The organism is Rhodopseudomonas julia (genome assembly GCF_030813515.1).
GTDB classification, from domain to species: domain Bacteria; phylum Pseudomonadota; class Alphaproteobacteria; order Rhizobiales; family Afifellaceae; genus Afifella; species Afifella julia.
Genome location: NZ_JAUSUK010000001.1, coordinates 782,658 through 801,210 on the forward strand (window position 1 = coordinate 782,658; position 18,553 = coordinate 801,210).

Annotated in this window: 15 protein-coding genes and 2 riboswitches; of the genes, 12 read left to right on the top strand and 3 right to left on the bottom strand. The window is 64.1% G+C overall.

Going from position 1 to position 18,553, the window contains the following annotated elements; genetic code table 11:
• Positions 1 to 118 precede the first annotated feature (118 nt).
• A riboswitch (cobalamin riboswitch) is annotated at positions 119 to 328 on the bottom strand.
• 142 nt (positions 329 to 470) lie between these two features.
• The 5 genes from J2R99_RS03690 (at position 471) to J2R99_RS03710 (ending at position 4,645) form a co-directional block, all read left to right on the top strand.
• Positions 471 to 1,067 (top strand): cob(I)yrinic acid a,c-diamide adenosyltransferase, encoded by a 597-nt coding sequence (locus J2R99_RS03690; RefSeq protein WP_307153132.1) that lies wholly within the window; start codon positions 471 to 473, stop codon positions 1,065 to 1,067.
• 71 nt (positions 1,068 to 1,138) lie between these two features.
• Positions 1,139 to 1,336: riboswitch (cobalamin riboswitch) on the top strand.
• 296 nt (positions 1,337 to 1,632) lie between these two features.
• Complete coding sequence (locus J2R99_RS03695; protein WP_307153133.1) at positions 1,633 to 2,463, top strand: ABC transporter substrate-binding protein; 831 nt, start codon at positions 1,633 to 1,635, stop codon at positions 2,461 to 2,463.
• Entirely contained in the window at positions 2,460 to 2,669 is a 210-nt protein-coding gene (locus J2R99_RS03700; RefSeq protein ID WP_307153134.1) for a hypothetical protein, read from the top strand. Before J2R99_RS03695 ends, J2R99_RS03700 begins: the two co-directional genes overlap by 4 nt.
• Positions 2,670 to 2,671: 2 nt before the next feature.
• Positions 2,672 to 3,481 carry an ABC transporter substrate-binding protein gene (locus tag J2R99_RS03705; protein ID WP_307153135.1) on the top strand — a complete coding sequence of 270 codons (810 nt, stop codon included), beginning with the start codon at positions 2,672 to 2,674 and terminating at the stop codon, positions 3,479 to 3,481.
• Between the two features lie 240 nt (positions 3,482 to 3,721).
• Positions 3,722 to 4,645, top strand: coding sequence for a DUF6925 family protein (locus tag J2R99_RS03710; protein ID WP_307153136.1), 924 nt, complete (start codon positions 3,722 to 3,724; stop codon positions 4,643 to 4,645).
• A 419-nt stretch (positions 4,646 to 5,064) separates the two neighbouring features.
• Here J2R99_RS03710 and metH read toward each other — a convergent pair whose 3' ends face one another.
• The gene (gene metH, locus J2R99_RS03715; protein ID WP_307153137.1) at positions 5,065 to 8,847 is read right to left on the bottom strand and encodes a methionine synthase; all 3,783 of its coding nucleotides are present in this window, start codon (positions 8,845 to 8,847) and stop codon (positions 5,065 to 5,067) included.
• A gap of 206 nt (positions 8,848 to 9,053) precedes the next feature.
• Here metH and J2R99_RS03720 point away from each other — a divergent pair, with 206 nt between their 5' ends.
• Positions 9,054 to 9,182, top strand: a complete 129-nt coding sequence (locus tag J2R99_RS03720) for a hypothetical protein (protein WP_307153138.1) — start codon at positions 9,054 to 9,056, stop codon at positions 9,180 to 9,182.
• Between the two features lie 150 nt (positions 9,183 to 9,332).
• On the opposite strand, the gene J2R99_RS03725 is transcribed toward J2R99_RS03720, so the two are convergent.
• Positions 9,333 to 10,526 (bottom strand): benzoate/H(+) symporter BenE family transporter, encoded by a 1,194-nt coding sequence (locus J2R99_RS03725; protein WP_307153139.1) that lies wholly within the window; start codon positions 10,524 to 10,526, stop codon positions 9,333 to 9,335.
• Between the two features lie 98 nt (positions 10,527 to 10,624).
• On the opposite strand from J2R99_RS03725, the gene J2R99_RS03730 reads away from it, so the two are divergent.
• Positions 10,625 to 11,230: a helix-turn-helix domain-containing protein gene (locus J2R99_RS03730; RefSeq protein ID WP_307153140.1), complete on the top strand. Its 606-nt coding sequence runs from the start codon at positions 10,625 to 10,627 to the stop codon at positions 11,228 to 11,230.
• A gap of 29 nt (positions 11,231 to 11,259) precedes the next feature.
• Here J2R99_RS03730 and J2R99_RS03735 read toward each other — a convergent pair whose 3' ends face one another.
• On the bottom strand, positions 11,260 to 12,441 hold the full coding sequence (locus J2R99_RS03735; RefSeq protein WP_307153141.1) for an ROK family transcriptional regulator: 1,182 nt from the start codon (positions 12,439 to 12,441) through the stop codon (positions 11,260 to 11,262).
• A gap of 219 nt (positions 12,442 to 12,660) precedes the next feature.
• Here J2R99_RS03735 and J2R99_RS03740 point away from each other — a divergent pair, with 219 nt between their 5' ends.
• The 5 genes from J2R99_RS03740 to J2R99_RS03760 all read left to right on the top strand — a co-directional run bounded on the left by J2R99_RS03740 (position 12,661) and on the right by J2R99_RS03760 (position 18,533).
• Complete coding sequence (locus tag J2R99_RS03740; protein ID WP_307153142.1) at positions 12,661 to 14,160, top strand: sugar ABC transporter ATP-binding protein; 1,500 nt, start codon at positions 12,661 to 12,663, stop codon at positions 14,158 to 14,160.
• A complete protein-coding gene (locus tag J2R99_RS03745; protein ID WP_307153143.1) occupies positions 14,129 to 15,157 on the top strand; it encodes an ABC transporter permease in 1,029 nt (342 codons plus the stop codon). The genes J2R99_RS03740 and J2R99_RS03745 overlap by 32 nt, the downstream gene beginning before the upstream one ends.
• Positions 15,158 to 15,241: 84 nt before the next feature.
• Positions 15,242 to 16,228, top strand: coding sequence for a substrate-binding domain-containing protein (locus tag J2R99_RS03750; protein WP_307153144.1), 987 nt, complete (start codon positions 15,242 to 15,244; stop codon positions 16,226 to 16,228).
• A gap of 108 nt (positions 16,229 to 16,336) precedes the next feature.
• Entirely contained in the window at positions 16,337 to 17,389 is a 1,053-nt protein-coding gene (locus J2R99_RS03755) for a sugar phosphate isomerase/epimerase family protein (RefSeq protein ID WP_307153145.1), read from the top strand.
• 10 nt (positions 17,390 to 17,399) lie between these two features.
• Entirely contained in the window at positions 17,400 to 18,533 is a 1,134-nt protein-coding gene (locus tag J2R99_RS03760; protein ID WP_307153146.1) for a Gfo/Idh/MocA family protein, read from the top strand.
• Positions 18,534 to 18,553 lie beyond the last annotated feature (20 nt).

The window sequence follows — 18,553 nt, forward strand, 5'->3', positions numbered from 1 at the left end:
CCGATCGAACTTTGAGCAATGTCATGCAATGCACTCCCTTGTGATCAAGGGGCGCGGGTAACGGAAGGCGGCAGCCTCGAACGGCCTGGCACATTCCCTGGGACACCCCGCCCGAGGACAGTTCTCCAAGCACGTGGCAGGTCTCCTGGCTCGTGGATCCTGGACCCTGCCTGGCCTTCCCGATGCAGCGTGCATCAGTGACCTTCTGGCGACAGAGTCTCACCACTTACAGTTGCGGGGGCAGCTCCGGTCTTGCCGATGGCGCACCGGATTCCCTCTTAGCTTCCGAAGCCAAAAGCTCCGAAAGAACCACGTCTTGATTTGATGGAGGCGACACCCCCAACATGTCGTGGTTAGTTCGCGTTCTGGCGGCTTGTCAATCGCGACAAAGCGCGCATCCTCATACGCGAGCCGCAAGCACTGCCGCTTCGCAGCCAAACGAAGCGCAACCTTTCAGCAAGGAGGCAGAGATGAGCCAGAGCCATGAAGGAAAAAACGAGCGCGTGCGCCTGACCCGGGTCGTCACCCGAGGCGGTGACAAGGGGGAAACATCCATGGGGCGCGGCATGCGCGTGTCGAAGAGCGACAAGCGGGTGGAAGCCTACGGCACCATCGACGAGGCGAGCGCGCAGATCGGCCTCGTGCGTTCTCTTGCGGGTGACGATACCGAGCTTTGTGAGATGCTGCGCAATGTCCAAATCGACCTCTTCAACCTCGCCGCCGACCTGCACATGCCGGGCGAGCACGGCGAGCATCTGCGCGTCGGCGAGGAGCCCCTTCAGCGACTGGAGGCAGAGCTTGAAGCGATGAATGCCGCCCTGCCGCGCATCACGAACTTCGTGCTGGCGGGCGGCACGATCGCCGCCGCCCAGGCGCATGTCGCCCGCACCACGATCCGCCGGGCCGAACGGCGTATCGTCGCACTGTCGCTGGAGGAAAAGGTGAACCCGAACGTGCTCGTCTACATCAACCGCCTCGCCGATTTCATGTTCATCGCGAGCCGCCGCCTGAATGGCAACGGGGCCACCGACGACGTCTGGGCGCCGCGGGCACAAAGACAGGCCTGACGTTTCGGCACCAGCCTTTCCGGGCGGGCCTGCCCGCCTGGAAATCCATCTTGACGAAGCGTTCAGCTTCGTGGTCCGATCTTCGGGACGGTGCCTCTTTGAGGCTGAAAAGGGAACGCGGTGCGGGTTTTCGCCCAATGCCGCGACTGTCCCCGCAACTGTAAGCGGCGAATCGCCCGTCACGATGCCACTGGCGCTCCGGCGCCGGGAAGGCGATGGCGCGATGACGACCCGCAAGTCAGGAGACCTGCCGTCAGCCGTGGTCACGCGCGGTCATGTCGGTCGGGGTGTGCCGATAGGAGTGGATCCATGCGTCCCAAGCGCATGGAGCATCCTCGATCGCGGTGACGTGCCATGTGGCCCGTGTGCCCGTTTCGAGGTCGTTGTCCGTGTCCTGTTCCCGCCTGCCGCGCCGTGGAGCGTCGTTGCAGCTTTCCGCTGCACTTTGCCTTTCCGCCAGCGCTTTCGCGCTTGCCGTTTCGCCCCCGGCCCTCGCCCAGGACGACATGGTGGCGCTTCCGGAAATCTCCGTCAGCGCCCATCCCGGGCCGCGGCTGACATTCTCATGCTGAGGCACCTTCTGGCAGCGATCCTCATCCTCGCCACAGCGGGCCCGGCTGCGGCGAAGCCGCAGCACGTCGTCTCGATCAACCTCTGTGCCGACCAGCTCCTCATGCGGTTGGCGGACCCGGAGCAGATCGCATCCCTGACCTACCTCGCGCGGGATGCTTCCATGTCGAACCTCTCCGGTGAAGCCCGCAGTTTCCCGGCGAACCGCGGCCTTGCCGAGGAGGTGGTGCGCTACGAGCCCGACCTCGTTCTCGCCGGGCGCTACACCAAGCGCGTCACCACCGATCTGCTGAAGCGGATCGGCATCAACGTCCTGGAGCTCGACGCACCCCGGACCATCGAGGAAGTGGAGGCGCAGATCCGCCTCGTCGGCGGAGCGCTTGGCCAGGAGGCGCGGGCAGACACTGTCATCCGCGAGATGGAACAAAAGAGGCTGCGGGCGGAAGACGGCGCAGCCCAGCTGTGGCCGACGGCGGTCGTTTACGAGCCGAACGGCTACACCGTCGGCGCCGGCTCGCTGATCGACACGCTGCTCTCGCTCGCCGGGCTGCGCAACCTCGCAGCGGAACGCGGCATACAAAATTACGGGCGCCTGCCGCTGGAATCGCTCGTCACGCTGTCGCCGGACGTTCTCATCATCGGCCCGCCGCGCGAGACCCCGGCACTTGCGACCGAACTCGTGCGCCACCCGGTGCTGTGGCACATGCCGCGGCCGATGGAGATCGCGACCGTCCCGCCCCGGCTCTGGATCTGCGCGGGCCCGGACATGTTCGAGGCCGTTGCCATCCTGCGCGAGGCCGCCGCAGAAGCGAGGACACGCCCATGACGGACGCGACCTTCGCCCCTGCCCCGTTGGAGATGAGCCATTGCGCGCTCCTCACCGGCCTGTCGCGCTTCATCATGCCCTGCCGGCGCGCCGCGGATTCCTGGTGGGGGCCGTCCCAGGGGGATGCCGATCGGGCGATCGCCGATGGCCACAGCCGGGTCGCGGGTTTCACGGCCGCGCCGCCCTGTCGGATGCAGGTGTCCTGACGATGTGCGCTTACCCGCCCGAAAGGATCGTCTGCCTGACGGAAGAGACCGTAGAAACGCTCCGTCTTCTCGGCGAGGACTGGCGCATCGTCGGGGTGCCGCAACCGACGGGAAGATCAGGCGACTTGACGGCGGACAGGACCGTCGTCTCGGGCTTCACCCAGGCCGATATACCCGCGATCCTTGCTCTCCAACCCGATCTCGTCCTCACCTTCTGCGATATCCAGAACATCATCGCCAGCGAGCTGATCTGGGCGGGCGTGCCCGTTCACGCCTTCAATCAGCGCAACGTGGCCGGGATTCTCGCCATGATCCGTATGCTCGGTGCAATGGTCGACGCAGCAGCGAAGGCCGACCGGCTTGCCCGTTCCTACGCCGCACGTATCGAGCAGGTACGCAACCGCACATCTTTGCAGCAACGGCCACGTGTGTATTTCGAAGCCTGGAACAACCCGCTGATGAGCGGCGCGGGCTGGATTTCAGACCTCATCGAGATCGCAGGCGGTCAGGACGTCTTTGCACATCTTCGGGCAAAACCGGGGGCTGCCGACCACATTCTCACGCCGCCACAAATCCTCGAGGCGGCGCCGGAAGTGATCCTCGCTTCCTGGTGCGGCAAGCCCGTCGACCTCGACGAGATCCGGCGACGGCAGGGCTGGGGCGCGCTTGCCGCGGTGCGCGACAATCGGCTCACCCAGATCGACGCCAGCCTCATCCATCAGCCGGGGCCGCTCGCTTTGACGAAGGGGCTCGATGCGATCGTCGCCGCCTTGCATGAGAGAGAGGAGATTGCCCATGACGTCGTCAATTGAGGCCTGGCCACCCCGAAGGCAGCTCCCGACACCGGAAGACGTCCTCTTCGCCTGGCTCATATGGCTACCGACAGGTGCCAATCTGCAACTCGCTGCACGCGAAGAACTTCAACGCAGCCAGTTCCGTCAACCGGCAACCCCCGAAGTCGAACGCCTTGGGATGCTGCTTGAAGCGGTCTCGAACGGGACACCGCCCCTGCGGACTGCAGATGTTCGACGAGAAAACCGATGACCGCGCTTATGATCGCAGAGCGAAAGCGTGAGGCTGCCGGTCCGGAACGCAGAACCGGACCGAATATCGGCCGCTGCCGACTTAACACGCGCCGCGATTTCTGCATCGAGGACGTGCGCAATGACGAGCAGATGGAGACGTGCAGGCAGATCTCCGAAGAGCTTCTCTGGCAGGTCCTCTCGACGTTGCCGAAGCGGCGGTCACAGATCGGCGAGGAGGCCCGCACTCTCGACTGGAATGAGGACGAGATGCAGGCGTTTCTGCAAAACTCTTTGCTGCCGCAGAGCGGCAGATGGGTTTTTGGTCTGCACGGTGCGCTCGGCGAGTTCAGGACGAGGGAGGGAGACCTGGTGGACCGTGACGGTAACTTCGCCGTCGCTTGCGTTCATGGTGCTGTCCGGCTCCGTGAGAGAAGAAGGCTGCGAGCTTTTGAGTGGCGTCAGGGAGCAGCGATCATTCTCGCCCTCGCGCGCAAGCAAATCGTCGGCCTGCCAAATGCCTGTCTGGCATCGCTCGGGCGTGATGAAGCCGCCATCCGCGAGGAGGATCGTGATGCACGCCTGTTCGATCTCGGAATCGGCTCCGCCATCACCCAATTCTGCCTGCGCACACGCGATCCGCTGCTGATCCGCAGACTAAGCGAACTAGAAGGCGAGGCCTGGCCGCTGGTGCTGAGCCGCATCGGGCGTGACATCCAAGAAACCTCACCCCACCGCGTGATCGCCAGCCCGATTGGGCGGATGGAAGTCTTCTCACCCATCCAGGCGGCAGGCGGCCGCCCCCCGAAAGGGCCACATACACGCTTTTTCCCCGCTGACATCGCCATGGGGCGTGAGCTCCCGCCGGGTGTCCAAATACCGGCTGAATATGCCCCATGCGCAATCTTCTATCCCACCGGACGGACGAGGTATCCCGGCGGCCTCCAGGACTAGGCCGCCGAACTGTTTCGACTATTCGGCCGCGTCGGACAGCTCGGTGCGCAAGCTTCTTGCCGCCGTCACCAAATTGACGAGGGCGGGCCGTTGTTTGCGGGAAGGAACCGATCGTGGCCGTCGGAATGGGCGGCAGATCTAGCTTTTCCTTCTGCTGCCGGCAGCGCTTGGCGAAGGCGCTGTTGCGCCGGCCCATGGCTTCGCTGATGACTGCGACACGCGCGGCGACGGCCGGGCTATGGACTTTCGCAGAACGGCGTCGGCTTTCCAGAGCGGCGCGGGAACTCGCCAGAGCCTCGTCGGCAGCCGCGCTGCCCTCGCCAAATGCAGCCGCAAGGGCGATAATCTCTCCCCATCGACGATGCGCGGGCGGCCGGTGTTTCAGGCCGCCACGGAACCATCGGAAGGATATTCCACGGCTATTCGGCCGCTCGGGCGGATGAAACCGGCTTGTAGTTCAGTATTGGCCCCAGCCACCTCTCGACTTCCGGCACGCTCATGGCCTTGCGAGCTGCATAGTCCTCGACCTGATCGCGCTCCACTTTGGCAACCCCAAAATAGTAGCTTTCCGGATGGGACAGATAAATCCCGGAGACGGAGGAGCCCGGCCACATCGCCATGCTTTCGGTGAGACTTACACCCGCGGATTTCTCGGCGTCGAGCAACCTGAAGAGAGTGACCTTTTCCGTATGATCGGGCTGTGCGGGATAGCCCGGAGCAGGTCGGATTCCCTGGTAGGGCTCTCCGATGAGCTCGTCCGGCGCCAGGCCCTCATTCGGCGCGTATCCCCAGAACTCTTTGCGCACACGTTCATGCATTCGCTCGGCGAATGCTTCGGCGAAACGATCGGCAAGCGCCTTGACCAGAATGGCGTTGTAATCGTCGTTGTCTCGCTCGAACCGCTCGGCGATGGCGACCTCCTCGATGCCGGCGGTAACCACGAATCCGCCGACCCAATCCGGCTTTCCGCTTTCGACCGGCGCCACGAAATCGGAAAGAGCGACATTGGCCCTGCCATCGCGCTTGGGCAATTGCTGGCGCAGCGTGAAAAGCGTCGCGATCTCCGTCGTGCGTGTCTCGTCCGCGAAGAGACGGATGTCGTCACCGACCACGTTGGCGGGCCAGAAGCCTATGACGCCTTTCGGCGCAAGCCACTTTTCGTCGATGATCTTCGCCAACATCAGCTGTGCTTCCTCAAAAAGCTGACGGGCGGCAGGCCCTTGCTTGTCGTCCTCGAGAATTTTGGGGTAGCGGCCCTTCAACTCCCAGGCGTGGAAGAATGGCGTCCAGTCGATGTAGCGCGCGAGATCGGCCAGATCCCAGCTCCCGAACGTTCTTACCCCCGTGAAGGACGGGCGCGGCGGCGTGTAGCTGCCCCAGTCGATCCTGTGCGCGTTCGCGCGCGCCCTGGCCAGCGGCAGTCGCTGCTTCTCGCGCTCCGAGCGCTCATGTGCCGCGCTCACTTTCCGGTATTCGGCGCGCAACGCTTCGACGTAGCCGGGCTTCGTCTCCCGCGACAGAAGGCTGCCGACCACGCCGACCGCGCGGCTGGCATCGGTCACATAGACAGCCTGGCCACGCTCGTACTGCGGATGGATCTTGACCGCGGTGTGCACACGGCTCGTCGTCGCGCCGCCGATCAGGAGCGGGATGTCGAAGCCCTCGCGCTCCATTTCGGAGGCGACATGCACCATCTCGTCGAGAGACGGGGTGATCAGTCCGGAAAGGCCGACGATGTCCACCTTCTCCCGCCGCGCCGTCTCCAGTATTTTGGCAGCCGGGACCATGACGCCGAGATCGACGATCTCGTAGTTGTTGCAGGCGAGCACGACGCCGACGATGTTCTTGCCGATGTCATGGACGTCGCCCTTCACCGTCGCCATCAGGATTTTGCCCGCGGTCCGCCGCTCCACCCCCCCAGCGGCGGCCTTTTCGGCCTCCAGGTAGGGCAGGAGAACGGCCACGGCCTGTTTCATTACGCGGGCCGATTTCACCACCTGCGGCAGGAACATCTTACCCGCGCCGAACAGGTCGCCGACGACGTTCATTCCGGCCATCAGCGGCCCTTCTATGACGTGCAACGGCCGCTCGGCATTCCGTCGCGCCTCCTCGGTGTCCTCGTCGATGAACTCGGTGATGCCGTTGACCAGCGCATGCTCCAACCGCTTCTCGACAGGCCATTCCCGCCAGGCGAGGTCTTTCTCCTTCGCTTCCTTTCCACCAGAACCCTTGAACCGCTCGGCCATGTCCAGCATGCGCTCGGTCGCCGTGCCGCCCGCCTTCGGAATTCGGTTGAGGATTACGTCCTCGCATGCTTCCCGCAATTCCGGATCGATCGTGTCGTAGACGGCGAGCTGGCCGGCATTCACGATACCCAAATCCATACCGCGCTGAATGGCATGATAGAGGAACACGGCGTGCATGGCCTCGCGCACCGGTTCGTTTCCGCGGAATGAAAAGGACAGGTTCGAGACACCGCCGGAAATGTGAACATGAGGCAGCGAACCGGTGATCTCACCCGTCGCCTCGATGAAATCGACGCCGTAATTGTCGTGCTCCTCGATGCCCGTGGCCACGGCAAATACGTTGGGATCGAAGATGATGTCCTCAGGCGGGAAGCCTACCCTTTCGGTGAGCAGCTTGTAGGCGCGGGTACAAATCTCAACCTTGCGATCCTTGGTGTCGGCTTGACCGACCTCGTCGAAAGCCATGACGACCACGGCGGCACCGTACATACGACACAGCCGGGCGTGCTTGAGGAAGGCCTCCTCCCCTTCCTTCATCGAAATCGAATTGACGATGGACTTGCCCTGGACGCATTTGAGGCCAGCCTCGATTACCTCCCATTTCGAGGAATCGATCATCACCGGCACGCGGGCAATATCGGGCTCGGCGGCGACAAGGTTGAGGTATTCCACCATCGCCTTTTTCGAGTCGATCAGGCCCTCGTCCATATTCACGTCGATGACCTGCGCACCGTTCGCCACCTGATCGCGCGCGACATCCAACGCCGTGGCATAGTCGCCGGCGGTGATCAGCTTGCGGAACTTCGCCGAGCCCGTCACGTTGGTGCGCTCACCGACGTTCACGAAGGGTATGTCCTTGGTGAGCGTGAACGGCTCGAGTCCCGAGAGACGCATTGCTGGGGCGGTTTCGGGCACGCTGCGCGGTGTGTGACGGCCGACGGCCTCGGCGATGGCGGCAATGTGTTCCGGCGTCGAACCGCAACAGCCGCCGACCACGTTCACCAAGCCTTCGCGCGCAAACGCCTCGATCTGCTCCGCCATGAATTCGGGGCTTTCATCATACTGGCCGAAGGCGTTTGGCAGACCGGCATTCGGATAGGCGCAAATGAAGGTCTCGGCGACAGCAGAAAGCTCAGCCAGGTGCGGCCTCATAGCGGCCGCGCCGAGTGCACAGTTAAGCCCTACCGTGAAGGGCTTGGCATGGCGGATCGAGTGCCAGAAAGCCGTCGGTGTCTGACCGGACAGGGTACGGCCCGAAAGGTCGGTGATCGTGCCGGAGATCATCACTGGCCGGCGGATCCCTCTCTCCGCGAAGACCTCCTCGCAGGCAAAGATCGCTGCCTTGGCATTCAGCGTGTCGAAGATCGTCTCAATCAGAACGATGTCGACACCGCCCTCGATCAGGCCACGCAACTGCTCGCCATAGGCGACGCGAAGGTCATCGAAGGTGACAGCGCGAAAGCCCGGATTGTTGACATCCGGTGAGATGGAGGCCGTCCGGTTGGTCGGTCCCAGCGCACCGGCGACGAAGCGGCGTTTGCCGTCCTCCCGCTCCGCCCGGATCGCCGCTCGCCGCGCCAGCCGTGCGCCATCGCGGTTCAATTCATAGACCATCTCCTCCATGCCGTAGTCGGCCTGGGCGATAGCCGTGGACGAGAAAGTGTTGGTCTCGATGATATCCGCGCCCGCCTTGGCATAGGCGTAGTGGACATCCTCGATCGCCTTCGGCTGGGTCAGGATCAGAAGATCGTTGTTGCCTTGCTGATGGCAGGAACAGCCGACAAAGCGATCGCCGCGGAAATGATCCTCCTGAAAGGCGAGACCCTGGATCTGAGTGCCCATCGCACCGTCGAGAACGAGGATGCGCTCGCGCGCTGCGGCCTGCAAAGCGGCGAGAATCTCTGAGCCGTCCGACTTGGTCGCCACGGGCTCGAAGGGATCATCGATTGGGGACATGAACGCGATCTTCATATGAAATGCAAAAACTCGGCCAGAAACTGCATAAAGATATATTTATGTCAATATAGAGAGCTGCCTGGATCGCAATGTCTATGATGCGCCCCACGCTCCAGCGGGTCGCAGCCGCGACCTCGACATCATTTCCGCCAGCCCGCGGAGATCGTCTTCTTTCCCGGCACCACGGGCTCTTTGGGGGGAGCGCCATGGTCGAGATGGCGACGGCCTGCGCCGTTAGGCCGGTTCTCACCAATGCGGATTGTTCTGCCGTGCGACAGCACGGCGAGGGCCATGTCGCAGCACTTGCGCAGTCGCCCATGCGCCATGCGCCGTGAAGAACCGCTGCAGATTGCTCGATCCCTCCGGCCCAACGGCGGCCGACGGCCATGCCGAGCGCATCGCCGCGCTGGCGATGATCGAGCCCTATGGCGAGCTGTCGAAGGCGATCACGCAGGGCGTGAAAGCCCCTGTCGGCGCGGCGCTTCCTACCGCCTGGCGAAGACCGGTCTTAAGGCCCGCCGGCCGCGCGGGGAGAGAAGCGCGCCAGTGGCGATCCCCAGCAGCAGCGCCCAGAGCGGGGCGCCGACGCCGAGGAAGCTGATGCCCGAGACGGTGGTCATAAACGTCACCAGGGCCGCTTCCCGTTTTTCCGGCTGCCCCAGCGCGGCGCTCAGGCTCGCACCGATCGTGTTCAGCAAGGCGAGACCCGCGACCGTCACCACCAGGGCTTTTGGGGCGATGAGAAACAGACTGATGACGGCCGCGCCCAGAAGCCCCACCACGCAATAGATGACGCCCGTCACGACGACGGCCTTGTAGCGGGTCTTCGGGTTCTCATCGGCCTCCGGCCCGGCGCAGATCGCCGCCGTGATGGCGGCGAGATTGAAGGCATAACCTCCGAAGGGTGCCAGAAGGAGCGTCGTCAAACCGGTGACGGTGAGGCAGGCGGAAACCGGCGGTTCGTATCCCGAGGCTTTCAGCGTGACGATGCCGGGCGTGTTCTGCGAGGCCATGGTGACGATGAAAAGCGGCAATCCGACACCGAGCAACACCGGCAGGGAGAAGGCCGGCATGGTGAAGACCGGCTGGGCGACAGAAAAATCGATCCCCTCCCCGGCCTGAAACGCCCCGGTCGCAGCACAGAAAGCGCAGCCCGCAAAGAGGACGGAGGGAATGGCGAAGCGGGGAAACCAACGCCGGCCGGCGAGATAGACCGCGCACATCACCGCGACGAGAGGAAGATTTTCCTCCATGGAGGAAAAGATCCCGAGCCCAAACTGGAACAGGATGCCCGCGAGCAGGGCGTTGCCGATGGTATCGGGAATGAGATGGGACAATCGTTCGAACCATCCGGTGATGCCGGTCAGCGTCAACAAGAGGCCGCAGAAGAGAAAGGCGCCGATCGCCTCGTTCATCGGTACGCCATCGAGGCTGATGACGAGAAGTGCCGCACCGGGCGTGGACCAGGCCGTCAGGATCGGCATCCGGTAGCGCAGGGAGAGGATCAGACCGCTGATCCCCATGCCGAGGCCGAGCGCCAGCATCCAGCTGTTGGCCTCCGCCTGGGAGGCACCCAGGACATCAATCGCCTGAAAGATGATCGCGACACTGCTCGTATAGCCGAGAAGGACGGCAATGCAGCCCGCGACGATGTGGGATAGTTTCAGCCCCGCCAGCATTCTAACCGTGCCTTTCCGCTCCGCGCGCGATAGGAGTGTGCAATTCAGCGACGGGCGTTATAACGTCCGTACGTTATAGCGCACAACTGTTGATGTGAATGACTGAGGCAAAAATCCGGATCAATCTGAAGGCGGTGCGCGCCCGCGCGGGCCTGAGCCTGGCGCAGGCGGCCGAGCTCACCGGCGTCAGCAAGGCCATGCTCGGCCAGATCGAGCGCGGGGAATCGAGCCCCACGATCGCAACGCTCTGGAAACTCGCCAAAGGCTTCCAACTGCCGCTGACCGCCTTCATCGAGGACCTGGTTCAAACCACGGGCAGCTTCGCGCCCGCACAAGCCCGACCAATCCAGTTTCAGGGCAGCATCGGCTTTCACACCGTCTTCCCGTTCGACCCCCTCTTCGGCTCCGAGACGTTTTTGATGACACTTCAACCGGGCCAGGTGCATATGTCGAACGCGCACGATACGGGCGTCGTCGAAGACGTCTTCGTCACGCGCGGCGCGATGGAGGTCTTGATCGCCGGAGAATGGCAGAGCTGCCGCTATGGGGACGCCTTCCGCTTCCCCGCCGACCAGCCGCACGGCTATCGCAACATGAGCGCCGAAATCGCGCACTTCCACAACACGATTCACTATCCGAAGACGGCCCTGTTCGAGACGACCGACCGGGACGCCACACCCGTCAAATCGGACAAGGCCAAGTAACGGCTGCAGCCAACGCCGCCTGCATCGCCTCAGATCGCTTCGAGGAATCCGAGGACGCCGGCTCCGACGATGCCGGCATCATCGGGATGCGGGATCGGCCGGATGGCGAGATGGCGCGTCGAAAGCGCCAGCGAGCGCTGATAGACGCTCTGGCGGATAGAGGCGAGGAAGGCCGGGCCGATGGCGGCAACGCCGCCGCAGATGAAAACATGGCTCGGATTGAAGAAATTGACGAGGGTGGCGAGCATCCGCCCGACATCGGCGCCGGCACCACGGATGATGGCATTGGCGGCCGGATCGCCTTCCCGGCTCGCGAGACCGACATCCTCCGGGCTCAAGGCGCCATGCTCCTGCAACAGTTCAAGAAGCCGCGGGCTCTCGCCTGAACGGGCCGCTGTCGCACCGGCGCGTGCGATCGCGGGGGCCGCCGCCATCGCCTCGACACAGCCGACATTGCCGCAATGACAGACGGGGCCGTTCGGATCGATGCAGATATGGCCGACATCGCCTGCCGCCCCGTCGACGCCGCGATAGACCTGGCCGCGGCAGATGATGCCGCAGCCGATGCCGGTCGCAACCTTGACGACGAGGAAATCGTCGGCGCTGCGCGACAGATGCCACAGCGTGCCGAGGGCGAGAATGTTGACGTCGTTGTCGACGAAGATCGGCACGTCGAAATCGGCCGCCAGCGCCTGACGCGGCGAAAACCCCTCCCAGAGCGGCATCAAGGGCGGGGTGGCGAGACGGGCGCTCTCGAAATCGACCGGTCCCGGCACGCCGATGCCGATCATGCGGATGCGCTCTCGCTCATAGCCCATCTGTCGTAGCAGCAGATCGATCACATCGCGCAGGCGGGCAAACAACGGCTCCGGCTCGCCGCGCACGGAGATCGGCTCGCAGTGCCGGGCCATGACGCTCATGTCCGGAGACAGAAGGGCGACGTCCATATGGGTGGCGCGAATGTCGACGCCGGCGATCAGGCCGTCGCGAAGCGTGACGCGCAGCCCCTCCGCGCGGCGCCCGCCGGAGGAGGGCTGGGGCCCGATCTCGGTGATCAGTCCTGCACCGATGAGATCGGTGATCGCCGCATTGATCTTGCTCTTGGAGAAATCGAGCCGGCCGGCCAGATCGCTGCGGGCGCTGGTGCGCGCCCAGAAGACCTCGAGCAGCAGCCGGCGCTCGGTCGGCGACAATTGCGAAAAGCCGCGCATGTTTGACCTCATTGGACGCGCTTTGACCGTAAATAGGCCAAACTTGACCATTGCTCAATCAAATTGCTGAGCGTAATTTTCGCTTCAATGAGGAAGGCCCCTGGATGTCGATGATCTCCGGAAGCGAGTTTTCCCGAGAATAAAAAAGGGCGTCGAGACAGGGCTCGGCGAGACAATCCGGCCCGCTCCCGCCCCTCAGGCGAAGGGAGGAAGGCCGTCATGGGCCTCGTCGTCGAGTTTCACGGGATCGCCAAGGATTTTGGCTCCGTACGCGTGCTCCACGACATCAGCTTCCGGCTGGAGGCCGGGCGCGTCTACGGCCTCATCGGTGAAAACGGCGCCGGCAAATCCACCTTGATGAAGATCCTCGCCGGCTACCACGAGCCAAGCGCAGGCACGGTCGTGATCGACGGCGAACCGGTCTCGTTTGCAAGTTCCCGCGAGGCGGAAGAGCGGGGCATCGTCATGGTGCACCAGGAGCTCAACCTCGCCGATGCGCTCACCGTGGTGCAGAACATGTTTCTCGGCCACGAGATCCGCAAAGGCTTCCTCCTCGACGAGAAGACGATGGCACGCCAGGCCGAGGCGGCGCTCGCAAGTGTCGGTGCGCACAGCCATCCCGACGACCGCGTCGGCGATCTCATCGTCGCGGAAAAGCAGCTCGTGGAGATCGCCAAGGCGCAGGTGCGCCACACGCGGGTTCTCATCCTCGACGAGCCCACGGCGAGCCTCACGCCCAACGAATGCGAGCATCTCTTCAGCCTCATCGCCCAGCTGCGCGAAGAGGGCATCATCGTCCTCTACATCTCCCACAAGCTCGACGAGGTGGAGCGCGTCACCGACGAGGTGATCGTCATGCGCGACGGACATTTCATCTCCCAGGCGAAGACCGCCGAGACCTCGCGCGCCCGCATGGCGGCGCTGATGGTCGGGCGCGAGCTTTCCGACATGTATCCACCCAAACGCCCCGTCACCTCGGTCGGCGAGCCGCTCTTGCGCGTTGAGGGCCTTTCCGTTTCGGGCTGGGCGCAGAACGTGTCCTTCTCGCTGATGCCGGGCGAGATCCTGGGTTTTGCGGGCCTCGTCGGCGCCGGCCGCACCGAGCTTTTCGAGGGTATCCTCGGCCTGCGGCCGCGCTCCTCGGGCCGTATCTTCATGGGCGGCAAGGAGGTGCGCATGGGCGATCCGCGCGCCGCCGCGCGCCTCGGGCTCACCTATCTTTCCGAAGACCGCAAGGGGAAGGGGCTGCATGTCGGACGCGTGCTGTCCGACAATCTCACTCTCCTCGATCTCAAGACCTACACCCATCCCTTCCTCTCCCCCCGGGAGGAACGGGCAGCCCTCGACCGCGCCGTCGACGAATTCGGCATCCGCGTCGGCGACCGGGAATGCCTTGCCTCGTCTTTATCGGGCGGCAACCAGCAGAAACTCGCGATCGCCAAATATCTCGCCCCGGAGCCGCAGATCTTCGTGCTCGACGAGCCGACCCGGGGCGTCGATGTCGGCGCCAAGCGAGACATCTATTTTCTCATCGACCGCCTCGCCGCCGAAGGGCGGGGCATCATCGTCATCTCATCGGAATTGGTGGAGCTGATCGGTCTTTGTCACCGCGTCATCGTCATGCGCGACGGGCGCGTGACGGCCGAGGTGCCCGCAGACCGCCTCAGCGAAGAGGAGCTACTCAGCCATGCCATCGGCACAAGAACCGCAGCCGAATGAGGCTGAGGGCCAAAGCGCCCGCGCCTCGGCGCGCCGCCGGCTCGGAAAATTCGATTTAAGCAGCCAGGGTCCGATCCTCGGCCTCATCCTGCTCGCCATCGTCGGCACCGCGCTCAATTCCGATTTCGCCAGCCTCGCCAACTGGATGAACGTGCTGACGCGGACTTCCTTCATCGGCATCATCGCCGTCGGCATGACCTTCGTCATCATCTCCGGCGGCATCGATCTCTCGGTCGGCTCCATGGTGGCGCTGATCGCCGGCAGCATCATCCTGGTGATGAACAGCCTTGCCACGCATATCGATGCGCCGGTCCTGGTGGTGATCGTCGGGATGGTGGTTTCGCTCATGATGGGCGCCGCCTTCGGCACCATGCACGGCCTCCTCATCACCAAGGGACGAATCGAGCCCTTCATCGTCACGCTCGGGACGCTCGGCACGTTTCGCGCCGTCCTCACCTGGCTTGCCGATGGCGGCGCAATCACCCTCGATTTCGGCCTCTCGCAGACCTACGGCCCGGTCTATTACGGCACGCTTTTAGGCATCCCGATCCCGGTCTGGGTGTTCCTCGGCGTCGCCGTCATCGGCACCGTGCTTTTGCGGCGCACCGCCTTCGGCCGCTACGTGCAGGCGATCGGCTCCAACGAGCAGGTGGCGCGCTATGCGGCGGTCGACGTCGACCGCGTGAAAATCCTCACCTACGCCTTTCTGGGGCTCTGCGTCGGCATCGCCACCCTCCTCTACGTACCGCGCCTCGGCTCCGCCTCGCCCACGACCGGCCTTTTGTGGGAGCTCGAAGCGATCGCTGCGGTGATCGTCGGCGGCACCTCTTTCAAGGGCGGGTCCGGCCGCGTCACCGGCACCGTGATCGGCGCCATCCTTCTTTCCGTCATCGGCAATATCCTCAACCTGACGAGCATCATCAGCGTTCATCTCAACGCTGCCGTGCAGGGTATCGTGATCATTTCCGTGGCGTTTTTGCAAAGGCGGCGACCCTGATACGGGCCGCTCCCCAAGGACAAGACCGCCCACAAGCGGCATCGACACGAAAGCAACAATTGTTATCGATGGGAGAACTATAGAATGTCCGTCCTTGCGTCTCTAACGCGCCGCTCGGCTCTCGCCCTAGCGCTCGGCACCTCGGCGCTGATCGCCCTGCCCGGCATCTCGGCAGCCCAGGAAAAGGTCAATCTCGGCGTCTCCATTCCCGCCGCGACCCACAGCTTCACCGCCGGCATCGTGTGGTGGGCGAACGAGGCCAAGAAAGACCTCGAGGCAGCCCATCCCGACGACCTCAAGATCACCGTCAAGACATCGAGCGGGGCGCCGGAACAGGCGAACCAGCTTCAGGACCTCGTCACCGTCACCGGCATCAACACCCTCGTCATCTTCCCGTTTGAATCGGCCGCCCTCACCCAGCCTGTCGCACAGGCCAAGAACAAGGGCGTCTACGTCACCGTGGTCGATCGCGGCCTGACGGATCCGAGTGCCCAGGACGCCTATATGGCCGGCGACAACACCGCCTTCGGCAAGATCCCGGCGGAGTATTTTGCCAAGAAGTATGACGGCAAGGCCAATATCGTGGCGCTGCGCGGCATTCCGACCACGCTCGACAACGAGCGCTGGGAAGCCTTCACCAGCGTCATCGACGAGCATCCCGACATGAAGATCCTCGATGCCCAGTACGGCAACTGGAACCGCGACGACGCCTTCAAGGTCATGCAGGACTTCCTGACCCGCTTCAAAGACATTGATCTCGTCTGGGCGGCCGACGACGACATGGCGATCGGCGTTCTCCAGGCGATCCGTCAGGCGGGCCGTGAAGGCGACATCAAGGAAGTCTTCGGCGGTGCCGGCGCCAAGGGCATGGTCAAGACGATCATGGATGACGACAATCCGCTCATCAAAGCCGACGTCTCCTATTCGCCGAAATTCATCTACGAGGCGATCAAGCGCACGGCCGAGGCACGCCTCAAGGGCGAGGCATTGCCGGAGACGACGATCCTTCCCTCCGAGCTGATCGACAAGTCGAACGCGGAAGACTTCTACTTCCCGGATTCGCCGTTCTGATCATCTGAACGAAGCAACGGGGCGGCTTTCCAGAAAGCCGCCCTCACCTGCCTCGCCTTCGCCACCACGGCGGCGGAGTGCAACCGACATCAAGACTTGGAGCCCGCGATGAAGACCCTGCGAGGACCGGCGATCTTTCTCGCCCAATTCGTCGGCGATACGCCGCCTTTCGACGACCTTTTCTCCATGGCGCGATGGGCGGCGGATCTCGGCTATCTCGGCCTGCAGCTGCCGACGACGGCGGGCCTCTTCGATCTCGAAAAGGCGGCGGCCTCGAAAACCTATGCCGACGAGCTGAAGGGGCGCCTTGCCGAGGAGGGCGTGGAGATCACCGAGCTCTCCACGCATATCCAGGGCCAGCTCATCGCCGTCCATCCGGCCTATGACGCGCTCTTCGACGGCTTCGCGCCGGAAGCCGTGCGCGGCAACCCGCAAGCGCGGAGGGAATGGGCGGACGAGCAAGTGCGCCTGGCCGCAAAGGCCTCCGTCAATCTCGGCCTGACCGCCCACGCCACCTTCTCCGGCGCACTCGCCTGGCCCTTCATCTATCCCTGGCCGCAGCGTCCGGCGGGGCTCGTCGACGAGGCTTTTGCCGAACTCGGCCGACGCTGGAAGCCGATCCTTGATGCCTACGACGAAGCCGGCGTCGATCTCTGCTACGAGCTGCATCCGGGCGAAGATCTCCATGACGGCGCGACCTTCGAGCGCTTCCTCGCCGAAGTCGGCGATCACCCGCGTGCCTCGATCCTCTATGACCCATCGCATTTTGTGCTTCAGGCGCTCGATTATCTCGATTTCCTCGACATCTATCACGAGCGCGTGCGCGCCTTTCACGTGAAGGATGCCGAGCTCCGCCCGAACGGGCGCTCCGGCGTCTATGGCGGCTATCAGGGCTGGATCGACCGGCCCGGCCGCTTCCGTTCGCTCGGCGACGGCATGGTCGATTTCAAGGCGATCTTCTCCAAGCTCGCCCAGTACGATTTCGACGGCTGGGCGGTTCTGGAATGGGAATGCGCGTTGAAACATCCCGAGGACGGAGCCCGCGAAGGCGCTCCCTTCATCCGCGACCACATCATCCGCGTCACCGAGCACGCCTTCGACGATTTTGCCCAAAGCGGCGCCGACGCGGCCACCAACCGCCGTCTGCTCGGCCTCACATAAGGACGATATTATGAGCCAACCCCGCATCCGTCTCGGCATGGTCGGCGGCGGCCACACCGCCCTCATCGGGCCGGTCCACCGCATCGCCGCGCGCATGGACGATCGGTTCGAGCTCGTGGCCGGCGCCTTCGACAGCGATCCGGCGCGCGGCCGGGAGTTCGCCGAAACGCTGAGGCTGGCGCCCGAGCGCGCCTACGGCACTTACGAAGAGATGCTCGAAGCCGAAGCGGCGCGCGACGACAAGATAGACGCCGTCGTGATCGTGACGCCGAATTTCCTGCATTTCCCGGTCGCCAAGGCGGCACTGAAAGCCGGTTTCCACGTCATCTGCGAGAAGCCGATGACGACCACGTTGGACGAGGCGAGAACGCTCGCCGCGCTCGTGAAGGAAACCGGCAAGAGCTTCGTCCTCACCCACACCTATACCGGCTATCCGATGGTGCGGCAGGCGCGCGAGATGGTGGCGGCGGGCGAGATCGGAACCCTTCGCCGCGTGGAGGTCGAATATCTCCAGGACTGGCTCGCCACGGCCGTCGAAAACACCGGATCGGAAGGGGCCGTCTGGCGGACCGATCCCGCCAAGGCCGGCCAGGGCGGCGCCATCGGCGATGTCGGCACGCATGCCTACAACCTCGCCGCCTTCGTGGCCGGCGAAGAGCCGACGCATCTCCTGGCAGAGCTTGCCTCCCTCGTTTCCGGCCGCTCCGTCGACGACGATGCGATGATCCTGATGCGCTATGCTTCCGGCGCCAAGGGCGCGATCCTGGCGAGCCAGGTGCTGCCCGGCAACGGCAACAATCTGTCGATCCGCATCTATGGCGACAAGGGCGGCCTTGAATGGTGGCAGGAGCGGCCGGAGGAATTGTGGTTCACCCGCCTCGGCGAGCCGCGCCAGCTCCTGCGCCGCAACGGTGCGGGCGCGACCGCGGCCGCGATCGCCGGCAGCCGGGTGCCGGCCGCCCATCCGGAAGGCTATCTGGAGGCTTTCGCCAACATCTACCGCGACGCCGCCGATGCACTTCGGTCACCGCCGGGCTCTGAATTCATTCCGAACGCCAATGACGGCGTGCGCGGGCTCGCCTTCGTCGCGGCCTGCCTCGCCTCCGACCGTGCGGGCAACGTCTGGACGAAAATCGAAGATTAAGCGTTGAGGCCGGCCCGCCC